Source organism: Arthrobacter sp. D2-10 (assembly GCF_054161285.1).
Genome location: NZ_CP096431.1, coordinates 661494 through 679542, shown reverse-complemented (window position 1 = coordinate 679542; position 18049 = coordinate 661494). Strand labels below are relative to the sequence as shown.

16 protein-coding genes are annotated in these 18049 nt (G+C 64.6%); 5 read left to right on the top strand and 11 right to left on the bottom strand.

Features of this window, described 5'->3' with window-relative positions:
- Nucleotides 1-8: 8 nt before the first annotated feature.
- A complete protein-coding gene (locus M1D74_RS03265; RefSeq protein ID WP_458116464.1) occupies nucleotides 9-1058 on the bottom strand; it encodes a hypothetical protein in 1050 nt (349 codons plus the stop codon).
- A gap of 107 nt (nucleotides 1059-1165) precedes the next feature.
- Between M1D74_RS03265 and M1D74_RS03260 the strand changes: the two genes are divergently transcribed.
- The 3 genes from M1D74_RS03260 to M1D74_RS03250 are packed head-to-tail and all read left to right on the top strand — an operon-like array spanning nucleotide 1166 to nucleotide 4103.
- The gene (locus M1D74_RS03260; RefSeq protein ID WP_458116463.1) at nucleotides 1166-2302 is read left to right on the top strand and encodes a type III polyketide synthase; all 1137 of its coding nucleotides are present in this window, start codon (nucleotides 1166-1168) and stop codon (nucleotides 2300-2302) included.
- Nucleotides 2303-2989, top strand: coding sequence for a class I SAM-dependent methyltransferase (locus M1D74_RS03255; protein ID WP_458116462.1), 687 nt, complete (start codon nucleotides 2303-2305; stop codon nucleotides 2987-2989). It abuts the gene before it with no gap.
- Nucleotides 2982-4103: an FAD-dependent oxidoreductase gene (locus M1D74_RS03250; protein WP_458116461.1), complete on the top strand. Its 1122-nt coding sequence runs from the start codon at nucleotides 2982-2984 to the stop codon at nucleotides 4101-4103. Before M1D74_RS03255 ends, M1D74_RS03250 begins: the two co-directional genes overlap by 8 nt.
- 152 nt (nucleotides 4104-4255) lie before the next feature.
- Here M1D74_RS03250 and M1D74_RS03245 read toward each other — a convergent pair whose 3' ends face one another.
- The 10 genes from M1D74_RS03245 to M1D74_RS03200 form a co-directional block, all read right to left on the bottom strand.
- Complete coding sequence (locus tag M1D74_RS03245) at nucleotides 4256-4882, bottom strand: FMN reductase (RefSeq protein ID WP_309071003.1); 627 nt, start codon at nucleotides 4880-4882, stop codon at nucleotides 4256-4258.
- Between the two features lie 74 nt (nucleotides 4883-4956).
- Nucleotides 4957-5160, bottom strand: coding sequence for a DUF2945 domain-containing protein (locus tag M1D74_RS03240; protein WP_458116460.1), 204 nt, complete (start codon nucleotides 5158-5160; stop codon nucleotides 4957-4959).
- Nucleotides 5161-5199: 39 nt separating this feature from the next.
- Nucleotides 5200-7104 (bottom strand): glycoside hydrolase family 127 protein, encoded by a 1905-nt coding sequence (locus M1D74_RS03235; protein ID WP_458116459.1) that lies wholly within the window; start codon nucleotides 7102-7104, stop codon nucleotides 5200-5202.
- A gap of 9 nt (nucleotides 7105-7113) precedes the next feature.
- Nucleotides 7114-8118: an arabinan endo-1,5-alpha-L-arabinosidase gene (locus tag M1D74_RS03230; RefSeq protein WP_458116458.1), complete on the bottom strand. Its 1005-nt coding sequence runs from the start codon at nucleotides 8116-8118 to the stop codon at nucleotides 7114-7116.
- Nucleotides 8118-9620, bottom strand: a complete 1503-nt coding sequence (gene arfA / locus M1D74_RS03225) for an arabinosylfuranosidase ArfA (RefSeq protein WP_458117122.1) — start codon at nucleotides 9618-9620, stop codon at nucleotides 8118-8120. The genes M1D74_RS03230 and arfA overlap by 1 nt, the downstream gene beginning before the upstream one ends.
- Nucleotides 9621-9750: 130 nt before the next feature.
- A complete protein-coding gene (locus M1D74_RS03220) occupies nucleotides 9751-10470 on the bottom strand; it encodes a YesL family protein (protein ID WP_458116457.1) in 720 nt (239 codons plus the stop codon).
- A gap of 2 nt (nucleotides 10471-10472) precedes the next feature.
- Nucleotides 10473-11810, bottom strand: a complete 1338-nt coding sequence (locus tag M1D74_RS03215; RefSeq protein ID WP_458116456.1) for a family 43 glycosylhydrolase — start codon at nucleotides 11808-11810, stop codon at nucleotides 10473-10475.
- A gap of 3 nt (nucleotides 11811-11813) precedes the next feature.
- Nucleotides 11814-12770 carry a carbohydrate ABC transporter permease gene (locus M1D74_RS03210; RefSeq protein WP_458116455.1) on the bottom strand — a complete coding sequence of 319 codons (957 nt, stop codon included), beginning with the start codon at nucleotides 12768-12770 and terminating at the stop codon, nucleotides 11814-11816.
- A gap of 11 nt (nucleotides 12771-12781) precedes the next feature.
- The gene (locus tag M1D74_RS03205) at nucleotides 12782-13681 is read right to left on the bottom strand and encodes a carbohydrate ABC transporter permease (protein ID WP_309072629.1); all 900 of its coding nucleotides are present in this window, start codon (nucleotides 13679-13681) and stop codon (nucleotides 12782-12784) included.
- A 130-nt stretch (nucleotides 13682-13811) separates the two neighbouring features.
- A complete protein-coding gene (locus tag M1D74_RS03200; protein ID WP_309072630.1) occupies nucleotides 13812-15155 on the bottom strand; it encodes an ABC transporter substrate-binding protein in 1344 nt (447 codons plus the stop codon).
- Nucleotides 15156-15434: 279 nt separating this feature from the next.
- Between M1D74_RS03200 and M1D74_RS03195 the strand changes: the two genes are divergently transcribed.
- Nucleotides 15435-16934: a glycoside hydrolase family 43 protein gene (locus M1D74_RS03195; protein WP_458116454.1), complete on the top strand. Its 1500-nt coding sequence runs from the start codon at nucleotides 15435-15437 to the stop codon at nucleotides 16932-16934.
- A 106-nt stretch (nucleotides 16935-17040) separates the two neighbouring features.
- Nucleotides 17041-18048 carry a LacI family DNA-binding transcriptional regulator gene (locus tag M1D74_RS03190; protein WP_458116453.1) on the top strand — a complete coding sequence of 336 codons (1008 nt, stop codon included), beginning with the start codon at nucleotides 17041-17043 and terminating at the stop codon, nucleotides 18046-18048.
- Nucleotide 18049 lies beyond the last annotated feature (1 nt).

Here is an 18049-nt window from a genome sequence, read left to right as displayed (position 1 = left end):
AAGCGGTTTTACTCGTACAGGACGTACTCCGGCTGCGGCGTCAGCGCGAGTACCTCGGGCGGCGTCATGAGGGGCCCGAGCACTACGTCTTCCTCGAAAAAGAGCTTGAAGCCGGCGTGCACGGTGGGCGGCAGGTCCTCCATCAGGAGGTTGTAGGTTTCGATCTTCATGCTGGCCGAACCGATACCGTCAACACTCCGGATGACCTCGACGCCCTCGTATTCCTGGATGGCACCTACATTCGAGACGACGCCGGGAGCCACCTGATGGAACACCAGCGGCTTTTGCGGGAGGTTCTTCTCTTTCACCAGGGTGTCGACGTACGCTGCGATCTCGTTGATCTCCTCCCCCGAGGTGTGACCGTAGGCCTGGCCGGGAAGCTGCTCCGCGGTGATGTCCCACTCGGGATCGATGGCAACGCCGACGTCGGGTTCCGCCAACCACTTCTCGAGCGCACGGACCTCGTCGGCCATGCTTGCCCGCCCGGGCTGCACATTCAGCAGCAGCAGCCCGTCATGCCTGCGCGCGGCGTCAAGGTACTCGCCGATGATCTCGTCGGAAGTCCGCGTTCGGTAGGCACCGTCGGCGCCCGGGTCTGCCTGCACGACGACGGCAATCAGTTCCAGCACCGGCAAGACCTTCCTGCCGCCCGCCAGTTCCGTGCCGAGGGCCTCGATCTCGGCGGCCCGCTCGTCAATCGCGCCGATTCCCAGCCGGCCCAGACCCGGTGAGAAGGGATGGCCGCTGAATCCCACGAGCCGGTAGTCCGGGAACAGCTCGACACCGCCGCGGGGCAGCTCCTGCTGCTCGGGTGTGGGCTCAGCGGTGGGTGAAGGACTCGGCGAAGGGCTGGGTGAGGTTGACGGAGTCGTTGACGCGGTGGACGACGGAGCCGCAGCGGCGGACGATTCGGAAGGCTCAGCGGATACCGTCCCGCCGCCGGTTGGGGAGGAACTGCAGCCGGCCAGCATTCCGACCGAGATAGCCCAGACAGCGCCGGTACGCAGCGTGCGTGTGTGGATGGGAGGGCGTCGTCGTGCGCTCTGGTGCAGTGCCATACCTTCACGCTACCCCGACCCGGGGGGAGCATCGGGCAGCAGACTGTCAGCATATCGTCAGCCTGCTTCGTATTGTGTTCGCTTATCCGCTCACCTAACAATGAACTATGACAGTCCTCATAAGGTCCCTCGAAACCGCCGTACCGACTACCGTCATGGTGCAGTCCCAGGTGAGGGATGTTTTCGCCGCGCAGCCCGGACTCAACCGATTGGGCCAGCGACTGGTGACCGCCGCATTTGATTCCTCGGGCATCGACACGCGCTATACCGCTGTGGAGGAGCTCACGCTGGAGCGGCACAGCGAGTCTCCAGTGTTCTTCGATTCGGCGACCATGACGATCCTCAGTCCGGGGACCAAAGCCCGCAACGAGGTCTACGCCGAGGCGGGTACGAAGCTGTTCGTCGAAGCCGCACAAAAAGCCCTGGACGCTGCCGAAGGCGTCGAGCCGGGCGACATTACCCACGTCATCACCGTCTCCTGCACCGGGTTCTTCAACCCGGGACCTGACTACAAGATCGTCCGCGCACTGGGCCTCGACCCATCGGCACAGCGCTACCACCTCGGGTTCATGGGGTGTTACGCGGCATTCCCGGCGCTGCGTGCCGCCAAGTCCTTCTGCGAGGCGGACCCCAAGGCTTCGGTCCTCGTGGTCAGTGCCGAACTGTGCTCGCTGCACGTTCGTTCCTCCAACAACCCCGACACCATCGTGGGAACGTCCCTCTTCGCCGACGGCGCCGCAGCCGCCGTCATCAGCGCCCGCACTGACCTCCCCCGCCCCGCCGGGAGCATGCTCAGCCTGGACTTCTTCGAAACGACGCTCACCCCGGTCGGCGAGGAGTCGATGGCGTGGAACATTGGTGATGAAGGCTTCGAGATGGTCCTCGGTACCTACGTTCCCCACATCATCGACGAGCACATTGTCGGTGCCCTCACTCCCCTGATCGAACGGGATGAGTCCCTGATCGGCCTGGAGTACCGGGACATCGAGCACTGGGGGATCCACCCGGGAGGGCGCAGCATTTTGGACAAGGTGCAGGCCAAACTTAAGCTCAGCGATGAGCAGTTGGTTCCTGCCCGTGAAACCCTGCGAAACTACGGAAACATGAGCAGCGCCACCGTGATGTTCGTCCTCAAGCACATCCTGGACCAGCCCGCAGCCGAAAACGATGAACGCATCTGTTCCATGGCTTTCGGCCCCGGCCTTACGGTCGAGACGGCGCTCCTCACCAAGACAGCGGTCTGAATGGCCTTCCTCGCCCACCGCGACCTCACCGCAGTCGAAGAGATGGACAAGCCCGACTGCGACCCGGCTAAGCTCGACCGCACCTACGCCCAGTTCCCGCTCGTCAACCGCGCGGTCGCGGGCTGGCACCGGACCTGGGCTCGGTATATCCGTCCGGTGCTGTCGACGTCCCGGGTGAACACGCTCCTGGACATCGGCTCCGGCGGCGGTGACGTCCCGCGCGCGCTCGCCCGTTGGGCCGCCCGTGACGGTTTCGAACTGCGCATCACCGCGATCGACCCCGATGAACGCGCCTACGCCTTCGCCAGTAGCCAGCCGACGACGCCGGCACTCACCTTCCGCCGGGCCTTCAGTTCCGAGCTCGTTGCGGAGGGAGAACGGTTCGACGTCGTCACGTCCAACCATGTCCTCCACCACCTCTCGCCGCAGGAACTGGGAGGATTGCTGCGCGACTCGGAGCTACTCAGCAAGCGCCTCGCCCTGCACAGTGACATCGAGCGGACCCGGATCGGGTTTGCCCTGTTTTCCGTGGCCACCCTTCCCCTGCGCGGCTCGTTCATTCGTGAGGACGGGCTGACCTCGATCCGGCGGTGCTACCTCGCAAAGGAACTACGCGCCGTCGTACCCGAAGGCTGGCGGGTGGAGGGCCAGGTTCCGTTCCGGAACCTGCTGGTTTACCGTGCCTGATGTCCTGATTGTCGGCGGAGGACCGGTGGGGTTGTATACCGCGATCCTGCTGGCGCAGTCCGGCATAGAGGTGGAGGTACTCGAGCGCCGCAGCGTGCGCAGCTCGCACTCCCGCGCCATCGGCATTCATCCGCCGGCGCTAGCAGCCCTGGAACAAGCGGGGGTTGCGGAGGCCCTCATCGCGGCGGGCGTGCAGATTCCGGGCGGCATAGCACGCAGCCGCGGGCGCACGGTGGCCGAATTGTCCTTCGCCTGCCTGCCCGGACCGCACCGATATGTGCTGGCGATCCCCCAGGAGCAAACCGAGCGCATCCTGTCCGAACGGTTGACGGAAGTGGCCCCCAACGCGCTCCGGCGGGGAGAAACGGTCGAGGCCGTTCACGACGTCGGGACCGGGGTGGTGACGGTCACCGACCACCGCACCTACCGCTCGGCGCTGCTCATCGGCGCAGACGGAGCCCGGAGCACCGTGCGCAGCGCGGCGGGAATCCGGGCAAAGGTACGGCCCTACCCCGACGCATATGTCATGGGCGACTTCCCTGACACCACCGGCGACGGGAGCACAGCCGCCCTCTACCTGGAGTCCGACGGGATTGTGGAATCCTTTCCGCTCCCCGGCGGGGTGCGGCGCTGGGTGGTGCGCATGCCGTCGCTGGTGGAAAACCCGACCGCGGGGACCGTCGCGGGACTGGTGGCTGAGCGGACGGGCGTCGCCGTCGATACCCGGAACAACACCATGCTCAGTTCCTTCGCCGTACGCCGCAGGATCGCCGACCGTTTCGTGGAGGGACGCATCGCCCTGGTGGGCGACGCCGCACATGAGGTGTCCCCCATCGGCGGCCAGGGCATGAATCTGGGGTGGCTTGATGCCTCCCAACTGGTTCCACTGGTGGTCGACTCGCTGGCGGGGACCGACGTCGGGCTGGGCCTGCGCCGGTTCAACGAGGAACGGCGCCGCGCTGCGCTGGCCGCGTCACGGCAGGCGCACATCAACATGATGCTGGGACGTCCCCTGCCGTCAGCGCTGTTGACGGCGCGCAATCGCATCATGGGCAGGGTCGCCGGGCTACCGACCGTGCACGACGCCGTCGCCCGCACCTTCACGATGCACTGAGGTGACGGGACCCGCCCCGACGGGATATCCCACCGAACCGAACGTTGAGTGGGAATGTCCGGACTATCCCACTGAAACACTCGCCTCAGTGGGCAGATCCGAACGCTGGGTCCGCGTAGTGAAGCGTGACTACCGGGAAGGGCAGTGGACGCTTAGCGGCCCTGCACCTGCGCGAGGAGTTCCTCAAACGGGGCGGAAGGCTGGATGCCTTGGGGGCGGCGCGCCGTCGTCGTGCCTTCGACCATGCCCGCGAGTTCGCTGGCGGCGCGGCTGATGCGCTGGTCCAGGGCGGGTGCGCCGTTGGAACCGGCGCCCCAGTCCTCAGGCCCGGCATACACGCCGGTCGAGACCACGCGCGCCCGGAGGTAGGTGAACAGGGGCCGCATGGCGTGGTCGAGCATGAGGGAATGCCGCACGCTTCCGCCGGTGGCGGCGATGAGCACGGGCATTCCGTCCAGTGCAGTGTTGTCGAGGACGTCGAAGAAGGACTTCAGGAGCCCGCTGTAGGAGCCGGAGAAGACCGGGGTGACGACAATGAGCGCATCGGCATCCGAAACTGACTTGAGGGCGGCGGCGAGCGCTGGCGGAGCGAAGCCGGTAACCATGTTGTTGGCAATGTCGACGGCGAGCTCACGCAGTTCGATGGTGGTGATCTCGGTGAGGACGTCGGCGCGCTCGAACTCGCGCTGCGCTGCCCTGCCGAGCTGGTCTGCCAGCATACGGCTTGATGACGGCATTCCCATGCCGCCGGACACTACTACTACTCGGCGCGTTTCCATGGCCGGTCCTCCAGTTTCACTGCCTTCATGCTTTTGCATCTAGTTGAACCATGGTGGACCGGGAAACATTCCCGCTAATGCTTGTCGAGCGCGCTTTCCTTATGGGCGGCCTGCTTGCCCGACTTCTCGCTCTCGACGATGTAGCAGGGCTCGTCCTTCGATGCATTGAACTTCTGGCCGTCGAAGGTGAACTCCTTCTCCTTTTTCTCAACAACCTTGCCGGAGGTTTTACCCTGCGACGTATTCCAACTGACCTTGGTTCCCTTGCTGTATGCCATCAGTCCAGCCTGCCATCCCTGTGCAGCACGCACCACCCCTTACAAGGCCGCCGGGATCCACACCCGCATCCCTCCCGGCCCGCGGTTGCCCCACCGGAAGTACGGGACAAGATCAACGGAGATCCGCTGCGATGCACCGGATGCCTCCGCTCCTGCCACGGGATAGATCGCCGACGACGCCGGCGTCCGCACCACCGCTGCCACCCGTACCTTCGGCACGCTGATGTCGCCCGGCACCAGTGCCTTTCCAGGACCTGCTTCCGGCTCGCCCGAGGAATCCAGCAGCACGTCCTCCAGCACGACGCCGGCGGGCAGGTCGGCCTGCTCCAGCGCATACACCAGCGGCCCCCTCGTCACGGCCAGGCATCCGCGGACGGCGTCGATATGCGGGTGTGGAGCACGAAATTCGGCGGGCATATCGAGAATCAGTTCGACGATGCCCTGCCCGACGTCGGTGATACGGAGATAACCGTCAACCGGCTCCTCCGGCTGTTCCGCGCCGTCAACCAGCAGCCTGTAACTCCTCGCCCAACCGGGCAGCCGCAGGGACAGTACCGGGAGGTGACCGGTAACCTCCAGACAAATCCGGCCATCAAACGGATAGCCCGTGGTGACCACGACGGACGCGTCCGGAAGTCGGATGCCGGCGGGCTCGTAGAGGTGGAGGTGGAGGCCGCCGTCGTCGTCCGTGGTTGCTGCGTAGGCGTGCAGCGACGACAGGAGTCGGGCGAGATTCGGCGGGCAGCAGGCGCAGTCGTACCAGGGTGCGCGGCGGGCTGGTGCCTGCTCGTGCTCGCCGTCGCGCTCGGTCCGGACCTGCAGCGGATTGGAGTAGAAGTACTCGGTTCCGGCCGGCGACGTGGAACCGGCAACGGCGTTGTAGAGGGCGCGCTCCAGCTCGTCGGCGTACTTCACTTCACCGGTCACGAGGAGCATCCGCCAGTTGAACTGCACGCTTGAGATTGCGGCGCACGTTTCCGAGTACGCGCGGTCAGGCGGCAGCTCGAAGGGGTCTCCGAAGGCTTCGTCCCGGTGCCGGGAGCCGAGGCCGCCGGTGATGTACATCTTGCGGAAGTGCACGTCGGACCAGATACGCTCCAGGGCAGCGAGAAGGTCGTCGTCACCGCCCTCCGTGTACAGGTCGGCCACGCCGGCAGCCAGGTAGAGCTGGCGCACCACGTGTCCGGTGGCCCCCGGAACATCGCGCACCGGCAGATGATCCTGGAAGTACTGGTAGCCGAAGCGGTCCTCGCCGACGCTTCGGTGCCCGCGCGCGTCCACCATGCGGCGGGCCAGTTCCAGCCAGCGGGTGTCTCCGGTATGGCGATAGAGCTCGATGAGTGCTGTCTCGATTTCCGGGTGCCCACAGACAGGCGGACGCCCACTCGGTGGAAACGAATCCGCCACGAGCTCGGCGAACCGGACACCGATCTCCAGCAGGTCGGTGCGTCCGGACGTCCGCGCCCAGGCTATGCCCGCCTGCAGCAGGTGCCCGAGGCAGTACAGCTCATGCCCCCAGCGGAGGTCGCTGAACTGCCGGTCCGGTGTCTCAGCGTAGAAGGAGTTGAGGTAGCCGTTCTCCTGCTGCGCCCGGGCAAGCAGTGCTACGGTCTCGTCCACGAACGGGAGGAATTCCGAAATGTCGCTGCGGCCGGCTTCCCACCCGAGGGCCTCCAGCACCTTATAGATGTCTGAGTCGGCGAAGTGGAAACCCCTGAAGGTTCCGGCACGACCTTCCGCTGCCGCCCGCATGTTCGGCAGCGCGCCCGAGGCCTCCAACTGTTCGATGCAGTGCCGGAGGCTGCCGCTGCGGTTCGCCTGCTGCCATGCACCGAGCATGCCGTCCGGTGCGAAACGGACAGCGTCGAGTCCCAGCGGGTGGTACCTCAGCCGGTCGGCGGACCGCGGTGAGGCCGGTGTAACGGTAGCGGTTGTGGATCCCATGAACGGCTCCTAGTCCCAGCGCGCTGTCGGCCATCCGTCGTCCCAGGTGAGAGGGACCAGCCCGAGCCGGAACGCGCCGTCGAGTGCTTCATCGTAATAGTGGAAGGCCAGCACGTCTCCGGAGACGGACTGCCCGCCCGGCCCCACGCGAGGGCCCTTGCCCGCCAGCAAGGGAGTGCCGCCGTCGTCGAGCATGGATACGCCGTCGCGGTCCACGTAGGGCCCTTCGATGGTGGCGGACCTGCCCACAGCCATGTTGTAGGTACTCTCGAGGCCCTTGCAGCAGAAGTCCTTCGACACGAAGAGGTAGTAGTAGCCGTCGCGTGCGAGCAGGTAGGGCGCCTCGATGGCATTGGACGGCACTTGCCTGTCGGCAATGGTGACCGGGTTTGCGTCGGGATCAGCGCGGAGACCCGATGGCCATTCAAGTTGAACCAACTGTAGGCCTCCCCAGAAAGAGCCGAAGCTCATCCACGGCGTGCCGTGCTCGTCCTCGACGATCCCAGGATCAATGGCGTTGAAGTTCTTCCCCTCCGAGGACAGCACCTCCCCACGATCGACCCACTCGTAGTTCGGGTCCTCCGGGTCAAGGGTGGTGTTCGTCGCCAGCCCGATCACCGAGTCATTACTCCCGAACGTTGACGCCGAGTAGTACAGGTACCACGTGCCGTCATGCTCGTAGAGCTCCGGAGCCCACAGATTGACGACGCCGGGAACCACCTCGGCGAGCCATGCCGGCTTCTCCTGCCACACCTCGCCCGCGTAGTCCCACTGCTCGCCGTCCTCGGAGCGGCGAACCTGGATGTTGCCGTCCGCGACCTGTCCGTCCCCGGTGGAGTAGACGAACCAGTCGCCCTCCCGGCCATCTGCACCCGACCCCGCCACAAGCGCCGGATCATGGGTGAAGTAGTCGCCGCTGAGTTGCTTCTCCCCCGCGGGTTGAGCGCCGCAGCCCGCCGTCCCGAGCACCAGGGTGATCAGGACGGCGGACCACGCCGCTGCAGGGAGTTTCACTAGCCGAGCGCGATCGCGGACCAGGAAACGGGAGGCAGGGTGACGGTGAGGACACCGTCGTCGAGCACGGCGCCCTGCAGATCCTTCAGGCCCACGCGGGTCTGGTTCTCAAGGGTGTTCTTGGCGTAGACGTCCTCGTCATGCAGCGTGACCGCTTCCGTGATGACGTTCGCCCCAAGATCCTTCACGTCGATCGACACGTCGATCGAGTCGGTCTGGCTGCGGTTGACGAGGAAGAGGGCCGCGTTGCCGGCGTCAACCGTGGCCGCGGCGTCGACCAGGGGCGCGTCTCCGTAGACCTTCGTGGCGTAGGTGCCGGAGATGATCTGCGGGCGCAGGACCTCGCCCTTTGCAAGCCGTGAGGTCACGGAGAAGGGGAAGAACGTGGTCTGGCGCCAGGTGTCTCCGCCCGGCTCGGTCATGATCGGTGCGATGACGTTGACCAGCTGCGCGAGCGAGGCCGAGGCGACGCGGTCGTGGTTCTTGAGCAGCGTGATCAGCAGGTTACCGAAGACCACCGCGTCAGCGACTGAGTAGGTGTCCTCCAGCTGCCGGGGCGCAACGCGCCATTCGTCATTGACCTCGTCTGATGCCTGGTGCTCTTCGAGGTACCAGATGTTCCACTCGTCGAAGGAGAGCTTGATGGTCTTCTGCTTCTTCAACTTGTGCTTCACGTGGTCCGCGGTGGCCACCACGGTCTCGATGAAGTACTGCATGTCGAGCGAGGAGGCGAGGTAGGAGCCGAGGTCGCCGTTGCGCTCCTGGTAGTAGGCGTGGCACGAGATGTAGTCGACGTAGTCGTAGCTCTGCTCGAGGACGACGCGCTCCCACTCGCCGAAGGTCGGCATGGATGAGCCGGAGGAACCGCACACCACCAACTCCAGGTCCTTGTCCGCCGTCTTCATGGCGGAGGCGGTCCGGGCCGCGATCTTGCCGTAGTCTTCGGCCGACATGTGGCCGATCTGCCAGGGCCCGTCCATCTCGTTGCCGAGGCACCACATGCGAATGTTGTACGGATCCTTGGCGCCGTTGGCGATGCGCTGGTCACTCAGGGCCGTGCCGGAGGGGTGGTTGGCGTACTCGAGCAGGTCGAGTGCCGCTTCAATGCCGCGGGTGCCGAGGTTGACGGCCATCATCAGCTCGGAGTCGGTCAGCTTGCACCAGCGGGCAAACTCTTCAAGGCCCACCTGGTTGGTTTCGATCGAATGCCAGGCGAGGTCACGGCGCACGGGACGCTGGTCGCGGGGACCGACGCCGTCTTCCCAGCGGTAGCCGGAGACGAAGTTGCCGCCGGGGTACCGGATGGTGGTGGAGCCGAGTTCGCGGACAAGCTCGACGACGTCCATGCGGAAGCCGTCCTCGTTTGCGGTCGGGTGGCCGGGCTCGTAGATGCCGTCATAGACGCAGCGGCCCAGGTGCTCGACGAAGGAGCCGAAGATCCGGCGGCTGATCGGTGCAACGACGGCGGAACGGTCGATGCGGATGGTGGTCGGTGCTTCCACGGGGAGGTCGCTGCCTTCGGCGCGTGTCGTGGCCGCCGTCGAGTCGGGCGAGGTGGTGGTGGTCACGGTGATTCCTTATCTATGGGTGGTTCTGAACGTTCGAAGTTGTTAGGGGCGGTTTGGGTCGGTGTCACGCGGTGAGGTGCTGCGGCCTCCTGGAGGGCGTCCGGTCTCTTGCCTCGTCATCCGTCGCGCCGGCCTGCGTGAGGCGGTCGAGCCGGTGACCGACGAGGATTCCCGACACCAGCAGTGGAAGGGAGGCGCCCACCAGCGGAAGGAGCGCATTGATGCCGCCGAGGAGGATAGCGACGGCGGTCATCGATACCAGCCAGGCGATCGTCATGCCCGGTGAGGCCAGCGGAAGAACCAGCGCATAGCGCCAGGTCCGCAGCACCGTATCCCGGTGGCGGGAACAGATAACGACGGCGGCGCCCGCCGACACGGCCAGTGCCCCGGAGACGACGACGGCGAGCGCACTCAGCGCGAGCTGCGGGCCCGCTGCCGCCGTGGGAAGGGCTGCCACGTTGAGGATCGCGAGCAGGCCGGCCACGGCGAACAGGCTTCCGACCTTGTTCGCGTGCACGAAGGACCCGCGGTAGGCGGTGACGAAGTCGCTGATGAGCCGGTCCCCGGGGTCTCCGGCGCGAAGCCGGGCGAGCAGCACCGTGGTGGCGACGGCGCTGGGGAAGACTCCGAACACAACGAATCCGGTCAGCGTTCCGGCCAGGAACAGCAGGTTCAGGAGCACCAGCTGCATGACGAACCGGAGCCACTCCATCAGCCGGCCGGCCCAACCCGGCGTGTCACTTCCCGTTTCGGCGATTGCGTCCCTTTTCAGACTCGCGTCCATGCTCACGCTCCCTGGGTTCCTGAGTAGACAACCCCGTGCCGGTCAACACCGCTGAAGGACAGCGCCGGACGGTTGCGGGAGGCGTCCCAGGAACCGAATACCACGGCGTCCACCTCAGTGTCGGCTCCTTCGTTCGTGATGGTGAGGCGCACCTGCCGGGCCTCCCCACCGGAGCGGGCCCCGCCGTCGTCGTGCATTGTCATGGGATGCACTGTCATGGGCTGGGCTCTCACCAGGTCGGTGGAATCCGGAGTGAAACGAATTACCCGCCAGTCGCCGCTGATCGGTGCCTCCTCGGGCAGGGTTTCGCCGTCCTGCCCGGCATAGGGGTGAGGAGATACAACGGGCCAGCCGTTCGCTGTCGTGAAGATCCGCCGGAGCTGGACCCGGTGCTGCGTTGGGTCCTCCGCCAAGCGGACGTGGTGCACCATGAACTGGCCTTTGTGTTCCCCATCGGGGACCACGAGCACCGAGTTGTGGCCCGGCGCGAGCCAGGCGGTGTCACCGTCGAACTGGTAGCTGCCCAGGATTTTGGTGCCCACGGCGTGCGGAGCGGCCTCGACATCGGTCATGTCCGTACCGTTCGCATCACGGTACGGGCCGGTGATCTCGTCGGCCACCGCAACCCGCACGTTGTAGGTGTTGAACAGGGAGTCATAGGAGACGAAGAGGACATAGCGGTCATCCTCCTGCCGGTACTGGACGAAGGCTCCCTCGATGGCGCGGTCGACGTCGGTGTGCCGCCGGGCGATGCACGTGCCGAGGTCGCCCTCCACAAGCGCCGTCCCGGTTTCCGCATCCATGCGCAGGGTGTGGATACCGCCGAAGAAGGAGCCGTAGGTCAGCCAGGGATCGCCGTTGCGGTCGAACGTAACGGCGGCGTCGATGGCGTTTTGCGCATCGCGGCCGGTGAGCGTCCGGACCACGAGTCCGCGGTCCTGCCACGGCCCGGCTGGGCTCGCCGCGACCGCCAACCCGATGGCCGAGGTGCGGGATCCGAACGTGGACGCCGAGTAGTACATGTGCCAGACCGGCTCCCCTGCCGCGGCCGGCCAGCGGACGACGTCCGGAGCCCAGAGACCCTTCGCGCCGGTCCACTCGGCCGCAACCTCGGGCACACCGTTCAGGGCAGTGCCGCGGTAAGTCCATTCGACCAGGTCGGTTGAGGACCGCACATGAACTCCCGATGGGATCTCGGTTGAGTTGGCAACCGCGTCCGTCGAGAACATGTAGTAGGTGCCGTCGTCGTCCCTCACCACTGTTGGATCATGCGCATGGCGCGCACCCCAGCTCTCAGGCCGGTCGGTGGATGCAGGCTGCAGGTTTCCCAGAAGTGACATCGGTCAGCCCTTGGATCCGGTGAGTGCGATGGACTCGATGATTTGGCGCTGGAACACGATGAACACGATCAGCACGGGAAGCAGCGCCACGAAGGAGGCCGCCATGATGAGCGGGTAGTCAGTCTGGATGGCGTACTGCGCGTTGAAGTTCGCAATGACCAGCTGCAGGGTCTGCACCTGGGGCGAGTTCAGGTAGATGATCGGGGCCAGGTAGTCGTTCCAGACAGCCATGAACCAGAGAATGAACTGTGCAGCGATAGCCGGCTTGATGATCGGGAAGATCAGCTTGAAGAAGATCTGGAGGTAGGACGCGCCGTCGATCCTGGCGGCCTCGATGATCGAGTCCGGCACCGAGGAAAGGTACTGGCGCAGGAAGAAGATCATGATGATGTTGCCGAAGATGAAGGGCACAATCAGCGGCAGCAGTGTGTCCACCCAGCCGATCGAGGCGAACATGGTGAACTGCGGAATCATCAGGGTGGGGAACGGAACCATGAGCGCCGCGAGCAGGCTCAGGAAAAGGACGTTCTTGAAAGGCATCCGCATCTTCGCGAAGGCGAAAGCCGCCAGGGCGGAAAAGAGCGTTCCGACGATGGTGACGGTGCAGGCCACGATCAGGCTGTTCTGAATACCGCTGAGCAACGGTCCGGCGGACCAGATGCGCAGGTAGTTTTCCCAGACGAACGGGTCGGGGATCCACTGCGGTGGCAGGGCGAACACACCGTCGCGGGTTTTGAGCGACGTAGAGAACGTCCACAGCAGCGGAGCGACCATCACGACTGCGCCCAGGGAGAGAACGATCGTCACGATGATATTGCCGAGGCGACGCTTCCGCTCGGATTCGGTCAGCTTCGTGCGAACTGTAGGAGAGCCGCCGTTTACACGCCTGGACTTATGGTCCGGAATGCCCTGCTCGGGCTGCAGGGGCGGCGGGGATGGGAGGACGCGTTGGGAGGACATGGTGACCTGCCTCAGTCAATCGAGAACTGGTTGCGGCGGTTGAGCCGGAACTGGATGAAGGTAATGAGGAACACCATGAGACCGAGCACGATGGACATGGCAGACGCATAGCCCATCTGCAGGTTGTCGAAGGCCTTTTGCCAGATGTACCAGACGATGGTTGCGGAGGAGAACTCTGGGCCGCCTGTCGGTGTCATGATGTTGATTTCAACGAAGACCTGGGAACCGCCGATAACGCTCGTGACCACCAGGAAGAAGGTGACCGGGCGCACCATCGGGACAGTGATATTGCGGAACTGCTGCCAGGCACCGGCCCCGTCCAGGGCGGCCGCTTCGTAAAGGTGACGCGGTACCGACTGCAGCGCGGCCAAGTACAGCAGCATGGAGAACCCGAGGCCCTTCCAGATGGCCATGATGATCAGTGCAGGCTTCACCGTTGCTGTGTCCTGGAGCCAGTTGGGACCGTCGATTCCCACAACGGCGAGGACCTGATTGATCAGGCCGAAGTCACCGTTGAATGCCCATTGCCACAAAATAGCGACGGCGGCGATGGAAGAGATCACCGGCACGTAGTACACGGTCCGGAAGAAAGTAGAACCGCGCATCTTCCGGTTCATGGCCAGGGCCAGGGCCAGGGAAATCACGAGGCCGACCGGAATGCCCAGCATCAGGAAGAACGTGTTGTACATGGCCTTCAGGAAGTACGGGTCCTTGACCATGGTGAGATAGTTGTCCAGCCCGTTGAAGACGGGCGGAGTGAGCCCGTTCCAGCTGGTGAACGACGCGTAGACGGAGAAAATCATCGGATAGAGGGTGAACAGCAGGAATCCGATGACCGGCAGGGCAACGAACGCCAGCGCAGTCCTGTGTTCCTGCCGGTGGAGCCGGGATCGGCGCGTGGTGGTGGACATCTGAAATCCTCGTTGATTCAAAAACGGGTGGCTTTGCCCGGCAGGTGCCCGGCTGGAGCGGTGCCGTGGCCGGCCTTCGCACGGCCACGGCACCTGGTCTGTTCAGCGGTTCGTCCGGCCTGTCCGGAGACTAGCCACCGATTCCTGCCTGCTGGTTTGCCGCGTCGAGGAACTGCTGCATCTTCGGCTGGGCTTCCTTCGCATACTCGGCGGCAGTTTTCTTGCCGTCCAGCACGGGCTGGATGTTGGTGAAGAACTCGTCATACCACTCAGCGTTGTAGGTGAGCTCGGACGGCAGGGGCCGTCCGTACTCACGGACCACCTGAAGGAACTCGCCCTTGTTGGCCGGCTTGGTGGACTCGTCGCTGGCCCATTCCTCAGCCATGTCTTCCAGGTTTGGGATCTGCACCCCGGCGTCGGTGAGAGTCTGCTGGGCTTCCTCGTTGGCGGAGAGGTAGGTGGCTAGTTTCGCTGCTTCCTCCGGGTGCTTGGACGCGTTGGACACCGCGATGCCGAGGGTCCCGGTATAGGTGGCAGGCTCACCGGTCGCACCGACCGGGTAGGGGATCAGGTCGTACTCAAAGGGAAGCTTTTCGTAGGTGGAAAGGTCCCAAGGGCCTACGGGGAAGAAGCCGATCTCGCCCTTCATCCACCGCTGGTAGGTGTCGAGGGTCTGTGCCTCACCAGCGGACGGGGTGACCTTGTGCTCGTTCTGCAGGTCCGCGAACCACTGCAGAGCCTCCGTGAACTCAGGAGTGTCGATGGTGACCTTGGTTCGGTCCTCGTTCAGCCAGTCACCGCCGTTTGACCAGACGAATGCCGGAAGGTTCCATGTGGCATTGAGGCCGGTGCCCCACTGGTCCAGCTTGCCGTCGCCGTTGGTGTCCTTCGTTAGCTGCTTGGCTACCTCGACGAACTCGTCCATGGTGTAGGGCTTTTCAGGGTCGGGAAGCGGAATGCCGGCTTCCTCGAACATGGTCTTGTTGTAGCCGAAGGAGAACGGGCCGACGTCCTTGGGCAGCGCGTAAATCGCACCCTGGCCACTGAGCTCACCGTCGAAGCGGTAGCTGTCCACGCCGTAATCCCAGATGTTGTCCAGATCGATGTTCCCGGAGCCCTCGACGTGCTCTGTGATGTCCTTGATGATGCCGTTCTGCACGTAAGCCTGGACTTCGCCCGGGCTGATGTAGAAGACGTCCGGGATCTGGCGCCCGGAAATGGCTGCTTTGAGTTTGGTGGTGTACTGGTCAGCAGTTGTCTGGACCATTTTGACGTCGACGCCGTTGTCCTTCTCGAACTGCGCGACTGCCTGTTCGTACGCCTTCTTGTCATCGGGCCCACCGCGGTACATGAAGGTGAGGGTCTTTTCGCCATCATCGCCGCCGCCGCCGGCGGCCGCAGCGCACCCGCTGAGCAGGAAGCTTGCAGCTGCTGCTGCCGCGATGGTCTTGGTGATGGTACGTGACTTCATCATCACGTGGTCCTTCCGGTTAGAGGTTGATGTGGCACACCAGTTCGTTCTGGTTGCTGAGCCGGATTTACAACGTTGATTACAACGTTGAAAAAGAGAATGGCATAGATCACATTCGGGCGTCAACAGTGTTGCGGAAATTCCCGGCTGCACTCCTCGGACCCGACCGGCTCCACTCGCCAATCGTCAGGGAACAACTTACTAAACCTTGACGGCCCACTATTCGCATGCGATATTTTCAACGTTGCAAACACCAGCGCACTCCTGACCGAAAGGACCGTGATGATGACGTCACGATCACCGCAAAGCCAGCTCCGCAAGCGCATCACCACAGCAACAGCCGCCCTCGGCATGAGCGCAGGCCTCATCCTCACCGGCATCGCACCCGCACCGGCTGTGCAGACCGACACCACCCAAACGGGCAACGTACTGAAGGCGTCCGAAACCTGGACCGGCCAGGGAACCCCGTTCACCCAGGACCTTCCCGGCGGCAAGTCCGTCGTCGGCGAAACCTCCCCCATTCACGACCCTGCCCTGATCATCGACGATGACGGCACCTGGTACGTGTACTCGACCGGCCGGATCAATCGCGAGAACGGCGGAACCATCCAGATCTGGTCCTCGCACGACGAAGGCACCACGTGGGAGTACACGGGTGCAGTGTGGGACCAGATCCCGGGCTGGATCGACGATCACTTCGCCGGCGGCACCCTGCCGGACAACCTCTGGGCACCTGAGATCTACGAGAACGACGGTACGTACTACCTGTACTACTCGGCTTCCCAGTTCGGGACCAGCAACTCACTCACCGCTCTGGCCACCAACACCACGCTTGATCCCGAGGACCCTGACTACGAGTGGGTCGACCAGGGCCTCGTGGTCTCCTCACCGGCAGCCGGGCTCGACCCCAACAACCCCAACAAGACGTTCAACGCAATTGACGCCGGCATCGTGGAGGGTGAGGACGGCAAACCCTACATGGCCATCGGATCCTTCTGGTATGGGATCTTCCTGATTCCCATCGAGTGGCCCAGCGGAAAGCCGGTCGAGAACTGGCAGTCCCAGACAGTGAACATCGCCGACAGGTTCATGTGGGGCAACCCGATCGAGGCCCCGTACATCACCAAGAACGGTGACTACTACTACCTCTTCGTTTCCTTCGACTCCTGCTGCCGCGGCGGCGACTCCACCTACAAGATCGCGGTGGGACGGTCCACGTCCGTCACGGGACCGTACCTCGACAAGGACGGCCGGGACATGTTCGGTGGCGGCGGCACGGTAGTGCTGGACGCTCACGGTGCCGTGACCGGACCGGGCGGACAGTCGGTCTTCGGTGACTACCTTGCCTTCCACTACTACGACGGCGTCAACAAGGACATTCCCTACTTCCCCACCCTCGGACTTCAGAAGATCAACTGGGTGGACGGCTGGCCCGAGTTTGACCAGACCGTTGACCTGCCCGCGGTGACGCAGGCGCCCAAGCCGGCGTCCGGCGTCGTCGGAAGTAAGGCGACCTTCCGCGCGGAGGCATCCGGCACCCCGGCCCCGGTCGCGCAGTGGGAAACCTCGGCAGACAACGGTGCCACGTGGCAGCGCTTGACCGAGCAGCCCCGCACGATCAATGCGGGCGAGGGTCTTCGCCGCTCACAACTGACGCTGAAGCACCTGAGCGCCGATCAGGATGGGCTCCTGGTGCGGGCGGTCTTCTCGAACGCGCACGGTGTCACGCCCACCGAACCCGTCGCACTGGAGGTTCGGGCACCGGGCGCAGGCAAGCGATGACCTGATTCGCGGGTCAGAGACCCGAAACGCTACAACACGATATATTGCCGGTGGGGCACGCATGTGCGGACCCCACCGGCACCAACACTACAAAAGGACACTTCCCATGGCGGCAACCCTGCATGACGTGGCCCAGGTGGCCGGGGTGTCGTTCAAGACGGTGTCCAACGTCATCAACGACCACCCCAACGTCCGGCCGGCCACGCGGGAGCGCGTCAACAAGGCGATCGCGCAGCTGGGATACCGTCCGAACCTCACCGCCCGCAGCCTGCGCTCCGGCCATACCGGCGCGATCACCCTCGCCGTCCCCCAGCTGCGCCTCCCCTACTTCGCGGAACTGGCCGACGCCGTCATCGGTGCGGCTGAGGCCCGCGGCCTGGTGGTGCTCGTGGAACAAACCAGCGGCGAACGTGACCGCGAGCTCGAGGTGCTGAAGAGCCCCCGTCTGCGCATGTCGGATGGGCTGATTTTCAGCCCGCTCGGCCTCGGTGAAGAGGACGCGGCGCTCGTCACCGCCGAGGTGCCCATCGTGCTGCTCGGTGAGCGGATCTTCTCGGGGAACTGCGACCACGTGACCATGCAGAACGTCGAGGGCGCACGTGCCGCCACCGAACACCTGCTGGACACCGGGCGGCGGCGCATCGCCGTCGTCGGTGCCCATGAGGGTGAAGTCATCGGGTCCGCAGGTCTCCGCCTTAGGGGCTACCGCGAAGCGCTGGAAGCCCGCGGCATAGCGTACGACGACGACCTCGTCGCCTACGTCGGTACCTGGCACCGCGCCAACGGTGCCGAAGCCATGCACGATCTCCTCGACCGCGGGGTGGAGTTCGATGCCGTGTTCGGCTTCAACGACACCCTGGCGCAAGGCGCCATGCGTGTGCTTCAGGAGGCCGGGCGCCGCGTGCCGACTGATGTTGCCGTGATCGGCTTCGATGACCTGGACGAGACCCGCTACTCGATCCCCACGTTGAGCAGCGTCAATCCGGGGCGCCGGGAGATCGCAGAAACGGCCATTCGGGTGCTCCTGGAACGCATCAAGAACCCGGCCGGACCCGCGCCGCGGGAAATTCTCACGCAGTTCCAGGTGATGGCCCGGGAGTCCACCGCCGTCTGAC